This window comes from Bacteroides sp., assembly GCF_028690125.1.
Taxonomy (GTDB): Bacteria; Bacteroidota; Bacteroidia; order Bacteroidales; family Bacteroidaceae; genus Bacteroides.
This window is the reverse complement of record NZ_JAQVBV010000004.1, coordinates 211,219-226,273: the sequence shown is the minus strand read 5'-3', so window position 1 is coordinate 226,273 and position 15,055 is coordinate 211,219. Positions and strand designations below refer to the sequence as shown.

Sequence of the window (15,055 nt, the reverse complement as noted above, 5' to 3'; positions counted from 1 at the left end):
ATACGAACCGATTCAATGAGCAGATTACCGCTTATGACAAGATGGGAAATATTCTGGGGTTGAAGCGTTACGGGCAGATGGCTGCAAGTAGCTACGGGCTGATTGATAATCTGACTTTGACGTATAACGGTAACCAGTTGCAGGCGATAAAGGACGTTGCCACAAGTTCGGTTTATGGGAATGGAACTGAATTCAAAGACAATTCCAATCAAACAGTGGAGTATGTTTATGATAAAAATGGTAATCTGACCAAAGATTTAAACAAGAATATTAGTAGTATTAGGTATAATATTTTAAATTTGCCTAATCAGGTAATCTTTGCGGGTGGTAACAGTGTTTTGTATGAATATGCTGCTGACGGAACGAAGCTGCGTACGGTACATAAAACGGGGGCTACTACCTTAACGACGGATTATTGTGGAAATGCGATCTATGAGAACGGGGTGTTGAAGATGTTGCTCAATGAGGCGGGGTATGTTAGCTTTCCGGATAAGAAGAATCATTTCTATATAAAGGATCATCAGGGGAATACTCGTGTGGTAGCGGATAAGGATGGAAATGTGGAGGAGACGAATGCTTATTATCCGTTTGGTGGTACTTTTACATCAACCAATAATGTTCAGCCTTTTAAGTATAATGGTAAGGAACTGGATCAGAAGAATGGACTGAATTGGTATGATTATGGGGCGAGACACTATGATGCGGCGATAGGAAGATTCGTCACATTAGATCCACTAGCAGAAAGTTTCTATTATGCAAATCCTTATACTTATTGTCTAAATAATCCACATAACAGAGTTGATCCTTCGGGAATGGCTTCTCGTTATAATTGGGAAAGACAAAGATATGAAGATGAAAATGGAAATGAGGTTTCGTGGGAAAGTGTGAGGCAAGAATATAGAATTGACGAGGATCCTACTTATGAAATATCGATTCCAGATGATCCTCCATCAAAGATGGAAGTCGATGGCATTACAGGAGCTGCCCGTAAACCAACAGCTATTGAAATCGCAAATTCTAAAAAAGAAGCAACTATAGCCCCCGCAATCCCATGGTGGCTGGTAGGATCAGAAATTATTGGTAGCAGTGTGTCAAGATTCCTCGGACCAATATCTATGATTTTTATATTACAAAGTGACACTGAGCAGTCTAAAGTTTATGTAGATGAGGCTAGTAAAAAGAAAAAAGTATCTTCTGCCGAAGCTGATTATGGAGAGCCATCGGCAGAACATAGACAAGCAAGACCATCTACTAAAGATATCCATCAAAAAGGCCGAAAACGTGTACAACGTGACAGAGGAGGGGAAAAGGGGGATGCACGAAGAACAAGAAATAAATAATAGAAATTATGGAAAAAGGAAAATTTTATTCATTTAAAATGAAAGGATGGAAAGAACCTATTTGTGGAGTAATAGAACGAATAGGCTCTGAATGGATACTTATTAAACATATAGTAGTAGATTATGTATTCGATGGCTATAGTTTAATACAAAGAAAATATATTAAAGATATAATACGCAACAATAATAACATATTTACAGAAAAAGTATTAATTGCGAAAGGAGTTATGGACATTAATGTTCCTTATGATATATCTCTGAATACTCAAACGACACCATTTGAATGGCTTCAAGAACATGATATAACTGCGGAATTCTATACTAAAGATAGGTATATCTGCTATATAGGAAAAGTTATAAAAATTACCAAAAAGTATTTTCATTATACTTCAATAGATACCAAAGGATGTTGGGATAACGATATTTATGAATGTACATTTGCAAATATAAGAGCAATTAGTATCGATACCGACTACACAAACTCACTACTAATCTATAATGAGAAATTTGAGAAGTAGTTTCAGAAGTAGTTAAAGCCACTGTTTTACCCTGATATAGGTTGTCTACTTAAAGATAATTTATATTAGGGTATTTTATGTATGGGAATGTTTATTCTATAAATGTTTACCAACTCTACCTGTTTAATACAGTAAATATTATGTGTAAATATATCTCCTTACCAACCAGACTACTAACAAGGACAGACACATCAGCCTGGAATTCAAGGATCGTGCTACTGAGAAGGTACTCCTTTCACGCGTAATGGACGGGGAAGTACTGCTCGATACCTATTACGTTTATGACAACTACGGGAATCTACGGATGGTATTACCTCCGGCGGCTTCGGACTTACTGACTTCGACCACTACACCCGCTTCATGGATCGAGACCGCGGCAGCCATACAAAAGTATGCTTATATCTACAAGTATGACGGACGGAACCGGTGTATCTACAAGAAACTTCCCGGTTGCGATCCCGTCTATACAGTGTATGATTCTGCCGACCGTCCTATCTTCGTACAGGACGGAATGCAACGTTCCAAAGGGGAATGGTCCTTCAGCATACCCGATGTTTTTGGAAGGATTGTCTTGACGGGAACCTGCAAGAATACGCTGGATTATACAAATGATCCGTTAAAGAACGTAGTGGTAAAAGCTACTCGGTCAAGTCTGGTAAGTCAGACGAATGTTCTGAAAGGGTATGATCTGCCGTCAGGATTCGCTCTGACTACTCCTACGGTGTTGAGTGTGAACTATTATGACCGGTATAGCTTTATCGGGGCAAATGGTATTCCGTCGGGCGCTTCCACTGCTTACGAAAAAGTAGCAGGGTATGATAAACTGAGAACCGAAGGAGTCAAAGGCTTGCTCACAGGAACACTGACGGCTAAGATATCCCCCAATGGAACAGTATCGGGATACCTGTACTCGGTGATGTATTACGATGAGAGGGGACGGATGATACAGCAACGGGGAAACAATTCTCTGGCAGGAGAGGATAAGATATTTACTGCCTACGACTTCCCGGGAAATCCCACGCAAGTCAGGAAAGTACATACTGTCGGGGCGGATACCCGGACGGAAGTCTATGTTCACACGTATGACCCGGCGGAACGTCTGTTAAAGACCACCTATCAATTGGACAATGCCGCGGCGGTGACTCTGGTGAATAACACCTACGATGAAGTGGGACGTTTGAAGTCGGACGGGCGAAACGGGAATGCTAAGCTGAAAACGGAGTATGCTTATAACGTTCGTTCTTGGACAAAAAGTATTACAGGAACGTTGTTCAGTCAAACGCTGAATTATCAGGAGGTAATAACGGGGAATACCCCTTGCTATAATGGCAACATCAGCAGTATGTTGTGGAAGGCTGGAACGGAAACGAGCCAGAGAGGGTATCGTTTCACGTATGACGGGCTTTCCAGGTTGAAGGATGCTCTCTACGGTGAAGGTGCTACGCTTGCTGCTAATACGAACCGATTCAATGAGCAGATTACCGCTTATGACAAGATGGGAAATATTCTGGGGTTGAAGCGTTACGGGCAGATGGCTGCAAGTAGCTACGGGCTGATTGATAATCTGACTTTGACGTATAACGGTAACCAGTTGCAGGCGATAAAGGACGTTGCCACAAGTTCGGTTTATGGGAATGGAACTGAATTCAAAGACAATTCCAATCAAACAGTGGAGTATGTTTATGATAAAAATGGTAATCTGACCAAAGATTTAAACAAGAATATTAGTAGTATTAGGTATAATATTTTAAATTTGCCTAATCAGGTAATCTTTGCGGGTGGTAACAGTGTTTTGTATGAATATGCTGCTGACGGAACGAAGCTGCGTACGGTACATAAAACGGGGGCTACTACCTTAACGACGGATTATTGTGGTAATGCGATCTATGAGAACGGTGTGTTGAAGATGTTGCTCAATGAGGCGGGGTATGTTAGCTTTCCGGATAAGAAGAATCATTTCTATTTGAAGGATCATCAGGGGAATACCCGTGTGGTGGCAGATAAGGATGGGAATGTGGAGGAGACGAATGCGTATTATCCGTTTGGGGGTACGTTTACGTCTGCATTTGGTGTTCAGCCTTACAAGTATAATGGGAAGGAGCTAGATGCGAAAAATGGGCTGAATTGGTATGATTATAGGGCGAGGAATTATGATGCGGCACTGGGAAGATGGCATGTGGGAGATCCGATGACAGAGAAAAATTATAAAGTAAATCCTTATAATTATTGTTTAAATAATCCCATATTATTTATAGATCCAAATGGAAAAAGAGAGTGGCCTGTAAATAACACATATAAAGGATATGGTAAAAGGCATGAAAATAATTTTGGAGCAGCAAGATCTAATAATAGGACTCATAAAGGAGTCGATATTAACCATACCGGTGGAGGTAACTCAGATAAGGGTGCTCCAATTGTGGCAACTCATGATGGAACTGTAACTAGAGTAGCAACAATTGCTGGAGGAGATAAAGATGCCGGGGGAAATAGAGTCGTTATAACATCTTCTGATGGGAGTGTTTCAACCTCATATATGCATTTAGATGGAATTAATAGCAATATTAAAGTTGGAGTCACTATTGCGGAAGGACAACAATTAGGAACGATGGGTGGATCTGGAAAAGGAATAGCTGATGAGTATTCTGCACATTTACATTATGAAATAAATGTAAATGGTATAAAAGTGAATCCGACAACAAGTACTACCAGCTTAATAGATCCACAAAATTTGATAGAGCCAATTGATGGAGGTTCACTACCTGAGGTTGTTGTAAACGGTAGGAAATTAAATCCGCTTATTCCGAAATTCTTAATAGATTAGCTAGCTATTTAATAATGAAAAAGATAAATATTAGTCATTAAAAAAATACTACATTAATGAAAAAAAGTTATTTCTATTTATTGATTTTAGTTGCGATTATAACAGCTTGCAATAATTTGAAAAGTAAATCATCTAATGAAACAGAAGTCTTTACTGCTTCTAGTGATACCTTATTAATTGTTTCTGATGATACATTAGATGCAAAGAGGAAGCTTAAAGAGGAAAAGCTACCAGAAGACATTTATCATTTTGAAACCGAAAAACAAGATACAATAATTGGTGATTATTATATTTCTTACACCATAAAAGATAATGCCGAGATTATTGCAACCTATCCAGTGGTGGCCGATAAAGGCTTAGATACAGCTTATTATGCAGGTCGCGAAGTTGAATTGAACATAAAATGTAAAGACACAACTTTACTTCATAAACAAATTGATAAAAAAACATTTGCTTCATATATACCTATTGAAGAAAGTGAAAAAATGACTATTTATTATTTTCGTTTAGAAAAAGTGAATGATGAAAAAAAAGAAATTACTTTTTCAATTAACATATGTATTCCTGATACAGACATTTGCTATTCATTTGAGATAAATATAATGAATGGAAAAGACATGGAAATTAAAGAAGTAATTTCGGAGGAAGAAGAATGGTAACATTTTAGATAGTTACACTTAAAAATTATTTATTAAGAACAGATCAAAAAAACTAGGATTATATTTGATAGGACTATCCATTAGATTGTGTAAATAAAGGCAGCCAATTCCCAATGAATTAACTGCCTTTTTTATTTGTATTAAACTATTCCGCAAGGAAGATGATTACATTAGCTCTATTTACCAGCAAGAATCTATATTATTAGAGTCCAATGCTTTAGCGCTCTTTGTCATAAAAGTTTTCAGTTGTTCACTAATCTGTGTCATTCCTTTTACAGAAGGATGACCGTTCTTCTTGTCAATATCGTGCAACTCTATGCAAGCTATACCATAATGCTGACAGATTTTCCGGATAGATTCATTAATTTCTTTTTTCAAATCAGTATTTAGTATAAAGTAGATCTCCACATTCTGATAATTGTGAATCACATGATCGAGCATATATGCCATTGCCGGACGAAATTTAGATAAATCATCTTTAGTCCATCCCCCGTATTTATAATCTCCGATAGGAGAATCAGCCCAACTATCATTAGTGCCGCCAAATATTAATATGATATCCGGAAATCCAAGTCCGGGCATACGGGTAATAAAAGAACGGTCACTGAAATCTGCTTTATCATATCCTGTATTGCAAATGGTAGCTCCGGAAAACGAGTTATTGATACAAAGCTGATATCCGTTTTCTTCGATAAATTTATTCCACCAGGTCTGTTTTACAGAAGTTACATCTGTCTCATTCTTAGGGGTTGTAGAATACCATGAACTATTTGTCTTTGGCTGCATATAACCTTCAAACGTTGAATAAGAATCACCCAAAATAGATACAGACTTACGACTCTGAGCGAAACTGACGTTACAAGATATTACAATCAGTATAAATAAATAATAAAACTTTCTCATATCAAATCCTATTTTAGATTACGTTATTATCGATTTTACTTGTGAATAACATCTGCAAATATAATAATTACGCTTCTAATTTGCAATAGAAACGACATAAAGAGAAAACTACTCATAAATTACATATCTTTGCAAACAGAGTTATCCATTCAATTAAAGACTACAATAGATGAAGAAACAGGTTATCATTCAAGCAATTCTGTCTATGTTGTTCACTATGACAGTAATAATCGGATTGCACGCACAAAGCAAAAGTAAACAAAGTTTAAAATTTCCCGGTATTGACAGAATCGAGGAAGTTTCAGACATGAATCAGGTTCCATTCTTTTTAGCCGGCAGAAGTTTATATGAAATAGGATTGATGGATGGTTCGTTTCCTGCACAAGGCAACGAAACAGAAGAACGGGGTGTCTGGTCTCACCCGATCAAACTATTAAATGGATTCACCTTTTCTTTATCCGAAAAGGATCAATATACTTGGTTACTTACCAATGCTAAGGAGTTTGAATCAGAATTTTATAATGCCAGATTTTTATTTTCCCAATACCATCTTTCTGTGATGCGGGAGGATTTAGTGGCTGAAAATGATAAAGCATTATTTATTAGACTGACAATAAAAAATGATTTACCGACAGATAGAATGCTCAAACTGGAATTTTCCGGCAAAGTAGATATTCGGCCTTCATGGCGGACTGAAACTCTTCGAGATGGGAAAGATACTATTTACTACAAAAACGGACAAATATGTGCAGCAGACTCTTCGGGAATTTTAATAATGGGCAGTGCTATTCATCCGTCAGCCAATAATGTCCGTCAAGATACAGCTGCATTAATTTATAATATCTCTTTGCCAGCCGGAGGCAGTATGGAAATTCCTTTTTTAATAACAGGAGAATATAGTACCGTATCTAAGTCGGCTGAAAGCCTTCAAGACCGTTACAACAGACTGATCAGTTGCTATGCAACCGAGAAGGAGAAAAAACGAAATGAATATATCCACTCTATAAATGAAGGAGTCCGTTTTGATTGTTCGCAAAAAGATATAACGGACGCATTTTATTGTGCAAAAGCAAATATACTAATGAATATAAAAGACGAAAGACCTTTTTATCCGGACTCATTCCTCGGAGCGGGTGTTCCTGTCTATCCTCGTTTATTTGGTACAGATTTTTGTTTCTCAATTGCCGGATGTTTATCAGGCGGATTTAAGGATATTGCTAAACGGACATTAAACAATTTACTATATTATACGGAGAAAAATTTACGAGGTCCTCATGAGGTATCAAGTGACGGAATTCTGTTGGGCTGGGATCATATTCAAGTTTCGCCTCAACTAGTAAATGCTGTATGGGAGTATTATTCGTGGACGCAAGACTCGTCTTTTTTAGCCAAAGCGTATCCTTTGTGCAAGCAAATGATGCAAGATATCATAAAAGACTTAAATGAGAAAAAAGGTCTCTATATTCCAGGACATGGACTTATGGAAGAGGCCGAATTCAAAAACAGTTGGGTAGAATTGACCACGGCAGCTTATACGTTCCCGGCTCTTCACTGTCTGTCCAAGATGGCAACCGTAATGCAAGATGGTATAGAGTCAGAAAAGTATTCAACTCTTGCATCAGCCTATCAGAAACGCTTTAATACAGACTGGTGGGATGATTCTCATGCCATATGGGCTAGTGCTTTGTCTGCCAATGGAGAGAAAATACACAGTTATTTCTGGAATGTAGTGTTTCCTCAGAAAACAAAGTTAGCTCAGGGCAGACATGGTCAAGAGGCTTTTAAAAGTATCCGTAAGTACTGGGTAAATGATCTCTGGGGAATGGTGGGCAAATACAATAAAGGGGCAGATATTTCACATGATGGAGTTGGTGTTGTGCATAATAACATATGTGCTACGGCTGCATTTCAATACGGACAGACTGATTTGGGATGGAAATTGATTCAACTTTCAGCGCAGGCTCCGTTATCACTTAAAGATTCTCCTTTAGGGCTATTCCCTGAATGCCAACCTCACGGTTGCTCGAATATATCTCAATTATGGTCGTATGCTACATTTATCGAAAGCATTGTAAAGGGGTTAGTTGGCATACAAATCGAGAATCCGGAATCTCCTGTCGAAATGTATCTGCAAATTCCAGATGACTTGGATTATCTTTCGATTGAAGGGGTAAAAATTGCCAATGATTTATTTTCGTTAAACTGGAGGAAAACAACAGACAAACGTTTGTTAGTCCGGATAGATTGTGATACTGAAAATAAAAAGAAAGAAGTGATAGTAAGAATAAAATCGTCTCTTCCATACGCAGTATCATTGAACGGAACGAAGAAGAAACGTTGGAAAAAAGAGCTTTTTAATGGTGTTGATACCAGAACTTGCGAATTACGTTTACCTTAGATATCTCTTAGAGATAGAAGATCATGAGTATAGGTTATAAAAATATACTCTTTAAGTAAAGAACATCTGTTTTACAAGGTGCTCATCCCAGTATGTACGAGATGAGCATCTCACGCTGTTCCAAATGAGTATTTCGTATTGTATGAGATGAGCACCTTGAACAATATATCTTAATGAGGTTGCCCGAAACAAGACTTCGTGCAAGTACTATGTATCCTGCATTCATTTATTGCCTCTTTATTATCTTCTTTACAGAAACATCCTTACGCTATTTTGGCTATAAAACCTCTGCTTATAATTTTTATTTATGGTTTACTGCTTGTTCCAACTGTTTCAAAGCCTGTTCCAACGTAGTACGCGGGCAGGCAATATTCAACCGCATAAAGCCCTCTCCTTCTTTACCAAATGTAGTTCCATCATTCAGAGCCAAGTGGGCATCCTCTACAAACAAGCGACTCAATTCTTTCTGTGTCAGCCCTAATCCCCGACAGTCGAGGAATATCAGATAAGAAGCCTGTGGACGTATCATTTTAATGGCGGGAATATGCTCCTTCAAATAGTCTTCAGTGAAATCAACATTTCCTTTGATATAAGAGATGACTTGATCCAGCCATTCGGTTCCGTTACTATAAGCAGCTGCCACACTAAGATAAGCAAACAGGTGGCCTTCACAAAATTCACTGGCTTCCATATAGGTATGAAAGTGACGACGTATATCATCATTCTCGATAATAGCAAAAGAGCTTGCCAATCCGGGCATATTGAATGCTTTGCTCGGTGACATGAATACAAGTGAATTCATTCGTGCTTTCTCCGAAATCAAAGCAAAACCAGGATGTTTATATGGAGGTAAAGTAAGGTCAGCATGAATCTCGTCGGAAATAACTAAAGTTCCACTTTCATAACAGATATCGGCAATCTGTGATAATTCTTCCTTTGTCCATACACGCCCTCCGGGGTTGTGAGGATTACTAAGAATAAACAGTTTACATCCTTGAACATTTTTTTTGAATCTATCGAAGTCAATATAATACTGTCCATCTCTCAATACTAACGGGCTGAATACAACTTCACGCTTATTTTTCTGTGAAACGAGAAAGAACGGATGATATACGGGAGGCATTACCATCACTTTATCACCTACCTCTGTAAAGCACTGTATAGCAAATGCCAGACCGCGGACAATTCCCGGTGTAAAAATTAACATCTCTTCCCTGATTGTCCACCCGTGACGTTCTTTTAACCAGTTGATAATGGATTCCGACCATTCTTTACAAGTAAACGTATATCCTAAAACTTCATGTTCCAGTCGCTTCTTCAAAGCCTCAACAACAAAAGGTGCTGTACGGAAATCCATATCCGCCACCCACATCGGGACTAAATCATTTCGTCCCCAACGACCTTCCACACCATCCCATTTTACGGAATTTGTACCCTTACGGTCTATTATTTCATCAAAATTATAGTTCATATGATGCTATGCTTTTATGTTAGATACAACAAAAGTAGCACAAATTTCGAAGTTTACCATATCTCATACAGATGATTGACAAAAGTTTACGATTACTTTTACTCATTTGATATCCATTTATCTATCTGCAATATGATACAAGATTATAATCCTCTATTAAGTCAGTATTTTACTACCGCACTCTCCTTTTAGAATAATACCAGTCAATCACTTTATCACTCAACTGCTTGCATAATTCCGGATATTTATCTGCCATGTTAGTTGTTTCATTAGGATCTTTTTTAATATTGTATAATTCCAATCGACTTCGGTCGGAATTTATCAATAATTTATAATCTCCCCTTCTAATGGCTAAGTGAGGACTTTGATGATGCGACTGAGGCGGACGACCAAAAAACCGGTTCCGACCAAAGTCCCACATCAGATCTTTATGACGACGCTGTTCTTTTACTCCTAACAGGGCTTTACTCATATCTTCACCACTATAATTGAACCCTTTTGGCATTTTTGCACCTGTGATCGCACAAAGTGACGGGAATAAATCAACAGAAGAAACCACCGATTCATCTTCTATTTCTCCACCTTTAATCTTTTTAGGCCAACTAATAATAAAGGGCATTCTTACTCCTCCCTCGTACAAGCTCACTTTTGAACCTCGCAAGCCATTGGTACGTATTTGTTCAAATGTAGGCAAAGCACCATTATCACTTGTAAAAATAATCAATGTATTCTCTAATAACCCCAATTTTTCCAAACCTTCAATAAAACGTCCTATCTGTCTGTCATATTCTTCAAGGACAGCTACAAAATTAGGTTTGCTAGTCCAGCTTTTTTTATTATCGAAAAATGTCGATTGTGGAATCCAGGGGTCATGCATATCATCAGGCCAAAGATTAACAAAGCAAGGTGAACTTTTATGCCGTGACAAAAAATCCAACGCTTTATCTACAAAATATCCCGTACGTTCCCACCTCTTAATACTATCTTGCTTACTCCAAATCCAATTCGACGCTGTTATTAGTTTATCTGGATCGGGACTTTCATACGTTGATACGTATTCATCAAAACCATAGAGAGGTATTTGTGGCGCATCGTCTACATCACGTCCGCCTCCCATATGCCATTTTCCAATATGAGCAGTGGAATAACCCACTTCCTTTAAGGATCTTGCCATAGAAGGAGCAGAAGCATCCAGGTAATCGAGTTGTTCACAATTCGCATTTCCCTTTCTATCGTGTAAGAATGTATTCACTCCCCATTCCGTAGGAAACATTCCTGTAGTCAAAGATACCCGGGAAGGCGAACTAACCGGAGATGCTGTATAGTAATGATTAAACTTAAGGCCATGTGATGCCAAACGATCAATATTTGGAGTCTTTACCCAACCACTATTATAACAAGATAAGTCTCCCAATCCCATATCGTCTGTATAAATTATTACGATATTAGGATTCTCCGCCGCTTGAAGAGAAGTCATAGAAACAGTCCCCAAAAGCCCTAAATACAATTTATTAAAAGTCATAGTAACTAATATTTTAAAGATAAATACCAACGAATAATTAACGTGTCACTTTCCACTCTCTCGGAGCCTTAAATCCTTTTTGTCCTTGATCGAATGGAACTTCAGGAACCGAAGGTGTTATCGTATCATATTTTTCGGTAATCTGATACAGGCGTCTGGCTATTTGTTTGTTATTCATTCTTGCATTTTTTCTCTCAAAGGGGTCTGTGCTATAATCAACCAAAAAATCTTCTGTCAAATTCAGCTTCGGATTACCATCTTTTCTGATAAACTTATAATCCTTATTCACAACAGCCCCACAACCCAGATAAAAATCACGTTCAATACATTTAATATCGCCTTTTAAGACAGGAAGTATACTTATTCCGTCATATGAATGTTTTGGAACATTCCTGTCTCCTATTATTTCTTTCACAGTCGGAACAATATCCACAAATCCTGTCACTTGTGAACTTAAATACTTATAATTACTTTCTGCCTTTTTCCAATAGACAATAGCCGGCACACGAACTCCTCCATCCCATTCCTGAAATTTAGCCCCACGCAGTTTTCCGGACGATGCTCCCGGCACATTACCCTTAGCTGGACCGTTATCGCTGAAAAAGATAAAAAGAGTATTATCCATGATCCCCTTTTTCTTTAAAGTGTCTACAATAGTTCCTATTCCCCTATCCATGCAGGAAACCATCGCACGATAAGTTATCCTTTTCTGCTCCTTCATTGGCAGATTTTCATAATTGTCACAATAGAGTTTAATGTCTTTATCTTGTGCTTGTAAGGGTGTATGAGGTGCATTGTAAGCTACATACAATAAGAAAGGGGAGCTTTTTTCATATGTATCAACACATTTGACAGCTTCCTTCGTTATAAGTTCGGTGGAATAGCCTTCGTCATAACATGATTCCCAGTCATTATGCCAGTCCAATTCCCCTTCACGCATATGATTAAAATAATCTATGGCTCCATTCAGATGACCGTAAAAATGGGTAAAACCTCTGCTCAACGGATGATGTACTTTTCTGGTGTGTCCCAAATGCCATTTACCAATAATAGCTCTGTTTTCATATCCATTACGTTCCAATAAGTCTGCCAAAGTTTCTTCATTCTCGTCCAAACCATCTTCACGCCAAGGAGGAATGACAGCTGTACGAATACCAAACCGATTAGGATAACGTCCTGTCAATAAACCTGCACGGGTAGGCGAACTAACAGGTGCTGTATAAAAGCGATCGAGTACCACTCCTTCTTCCGCCAAAGCATCCAAGCAAGGAGTCTTTATCTCACTTCCATGGAATCCGACATCACCCCATCCTAAATCATCTGCGACAACTATTACGATGTTAGGACGTTCCGACTGCGCATAAATAAACACAGGCAACAGACTCAATCCTCCCAATAAACTAAATAATTTCTTCTTCATTATTTATCTTTTATAAATTACAAGCTCATACTCAACTATCCTTTAGTTTATGTCATTCATCCTTACCCTTCGCCATATGCTCCAAAGCACGCATTTCAGTAAGCTGTCCTTCATCGCCACAGTACTTCATCCATCTCTTCAGTTCTTTATCCAGATGTCTGATCATGCGGGAATATTTATTATCCTCTGCCAGATTATTCATGCAATACGGATCATTTGGCACATCATATAATTCAATTGCCGGACGACGCTGATATTTAGTCGTCACGACTTTAGCATGAATGTCTGTTTCTGCTATTCTTTGCCATTCCTTAAATAAAGGGGATTCAACTTCCGTATTCCGGAAAGTTGCATTCGGAGTCAGATTAACAATATATCTGTATCGTCCGTCACTTACCGAACGAATTCCATAATAAGGTGATCCCTTTATAATTCCTCTTGTCGTTTGAAGAGAGAAAGTGTACTTTTTATGTTTTTTCTTTTTTCCCGTCAATACGCGCTTGAAACTTTTGCCATCTAATCTCATTTGTGGTTTTCCTCCTGCTATATCAATAAAAGTAGGAACCATATCTACATATTCCACTAATGCATCACTCACACTTCCCGGCTTTATTACTTGGGGCCAACGAATTATACAAGCAGAATGTACTCCTGCATCGTAGCAGGTCCACTTAGCAAAAGGCAGACTATTTCCCTGCTCACTCAGATACGTCACCACTGATTTGTCGGCAACTCCTTCTTTATCCAATATAGAAAGTAATTTTCCAAACTCCCAATCCATATAATTGATCTCTGCCAAATATTTTGTGAACTGTTGGCGAGTCTTTGGAATATCAACATACATCGGAGGTAAAGTGATCTTTTTCGGATTGAATAGCGAAGCATCTCCTTTATTCCATGGAGTATGTGGCTGTTTGGAAGCCACGAATAAACAAAACGGCTGACCTTTTTTCCTGCAATCGACAATAAATTCATGAATTGCCCGAAAATTCAGTTCCTGATTGTTATTATCAGGTACATAGAGATCGAAAGGAAACACGGATTTCGGAGCAATATGAGATTTACCAATCAAAGCAACTTTATATCCCAACGGTTGTAAATGATGCACGATACTTATTGTTCCTTCATCAGCACAAGTGTGATTAGGATATGCTCCACTACGAACAGGCCACAATCCCGTATACAGATTATGACGGGTAGGAGAAGACATCGGAACAGCCTGATATGCTTTGGTAAAGCGCATACCTTGACGGGCAAATTCGTCAATATGAGGTGTTTGTGAATCAACATTTCCGTAACATCCTAAATCATAATGCGAACAATCATCTGCGATAAATAAGACAAAGTTTGGTTTGGGGAGGTGTTGCGCATATATGCAGTTTATCATTCCAAAGGCAAAGGATGCACAAACCATTACTTTATTCATTTCATACCTCCTTTTTCTTTATTATCAGAATGATTGGGTAAAACAAAATTAGGTCTTTCCTGTGCGTAACAAAAGGACACCATAAAAAAGGGGTTATCACAATAAAACACTTTCTAATCATAAGCATCAATAGTATTAGATACGATAATTAATTTAGTTTTTAGATATCTCTGCAAATTAATAAAGTAGAGGGATATTTTATAGACCTTTTATTTGGCAAAAGTAAAAAATAAACTTTTTATTTTCAAGTTTATTAACTATAAATAGTGTCTTAAAATTTATATTTCAGAGTCATTGTTACGGAAATTTCTTTATAAGAGAGATGAGACAATCAAGAGTTCATTGCCAGCAAAGAATGAAATCGAATCATTCGCTTTTTCTCTTGTAATACAGCACCAAGGAAGCTTTTTGAATGGTATTGGCATCAATGTAAAAACCAGCCATAGCTGGTTTTGCATTTTATTAAACCCTAAAAATACGTTTTTTAAAAGCATATATAGTAAAGATGACTCATGTATTCCTCAATTAACAGGAGGATATGGTGGTCCATATCCTCGTTGTTATTCAAGCTTAGATA

At 37.9% G+C, this 15,055-nt stretch carries 10 protein-coding genes; 5 read left to right on the top strand and 5 right to left on the bottom strand.

Going from position 1 to position 15,055, the window contains the following annotated elements:
• The 4 genes from PHO71_RS04530 to PHO71_RS04515 form a co-directional block, all read left to right on the top strand.
• Positions 1–1,340: RHS repeat-associated core domain-containing protein (locus PHO71_RS04530; protein WP_300199573.1), on the top strand; the 1,340-nt coding region annotated here is incomplete at its 5' end.
• An 8-nt stretch (positions 1,341–1,348) separates the two neighbouring features.
• Positions 1,349–1,858, top strand: coding sequence for a hypothetical protein (locus PHO71_RS04525; protein ID WP_300199570.1), 510 nt, complete (start codon positions 1,349–1,351; stop codon positions 1,856–1,858).
• Positions 1,859–2,102: 244 nt separating this feature from the next.
• Positions 2,103–4,679 (top strand): RHS repeat-associated core domain-containing protein, encoded by a 2,577-nt coding sequence (locus tag PHO71_RS04520; protein ID WP_300199567.1) that lies wholly within the window; start codon positions 2,103–2,105, stop codon positions 4,677–4,679.
• 56 nt (positions 4,680–4,735) lie between these two features.
• Complete coding sequence (locus PHO71_RS04515) at positions 4,736–5,338, top strand: DUF4738 domain-containing protein (protein ID WP_300199564.1); 603 nt, start codon at positions 4,736–4,738, stop codon at positions 5,336–5,338.
• A 180-nt stretch (positions 5,339–5,518) separates the two neighbouring features.
• On the opposite strand, the gene PHO71_RS04510 is transcribed toward PHO71_RS04515, so the two are convergent.
• Positions 5,519–6,241 carry an SGNH/GDSL hydrolase family protein gene (locus PHO71_RS04510; RefSeq protein ID WP_300199561.1) on the bottom strand — a complete coding sequence of 241 codons (723 nt, stop codon included), beginning with the start codon at positions 6,239–6,241 and terminating at the stop codon, positions 5,519–5,521.
• 169 nt (positions 6,242–6,410) lie between these two features.
• On the opposite strand from PHO71_RS04510, the gene PHO71_RS04505 reads away from it, so the two are divergent.
• Positions 6,411–8,639 (top strand): hypothetical protein, encoded by a 2,229-nt coding sequence (locus tag PHO71_RS04505; protein ID WP_300199558.1) that lies wholly within the window; start codon positions 6,411–6,413, stop codon positions 8,637–8,639.
• Between the two features lie 301 nt (positions 8,640–8,940).
• Here the strand turns inward: PHO71_RS04505 and PHO71_RS04500 are convergent, their stop codons facing one another.
• The 4 genes from PHO71_RS04500 to PHO71_RS04485 all read right to left on the bottom strand — a co-directional run bounded on the left by PHO71_RS04500 (position 8,941) and on the right by PHO71_RS04485 (position 14,478).
• The gene (locus PHO71_RS04500) at positions 8,941–10,110 is read right to left on the bottom strand and encodes a MalY/PatB family protein (RefSeq protein WP_300199555.1); all 1,170 of its coding nucleotides are present in this window, start codon (positions 10,108–10,110) and stop codon (positions 8,941–8,943) included.
• Positions 10,111–10,282: 172 nt separating this feature from the next.
• The gene (locus tag PHO71_RS04495; RefSeq protein WP_300199552.1) at positions 10,283–11,632 is read right to left on the bottom strand and encodes a sulfatase-like hydrolase/transferase; all 1,350 of its coding nucleotides are present in this window, start codon (positions 11,630–11,632) and stop codon (positions 10,283–10,285) included.
• Positions 11,633–11,669: 37 nt separating this feature from the next.
• Positions 11,670–13,052, bottom strand: a complete 1,383-nt coding sequence (locus tag PHO71_RS04490; protein ID WP_300199549.1) for an arylsulfatase — start codon at positions 13,050–13,052, stop codon at positions 11,670–11,672.
• Between the two features lie 52 nt (positions 13,053–13,104).
• Positions 13,105–14,478 (bottom strand): sulfatase, encoded by a 1,374-nt coding sequence (locus tag PHO71_RS04485; RefSeq protein WP_300199547.1) that lies wholly within the window; start codon positions 14,476–14,478, stop codon positions 13,105–13,107.
• Positions 14,479–15,055: the final 577 nt, after the last annotated feature.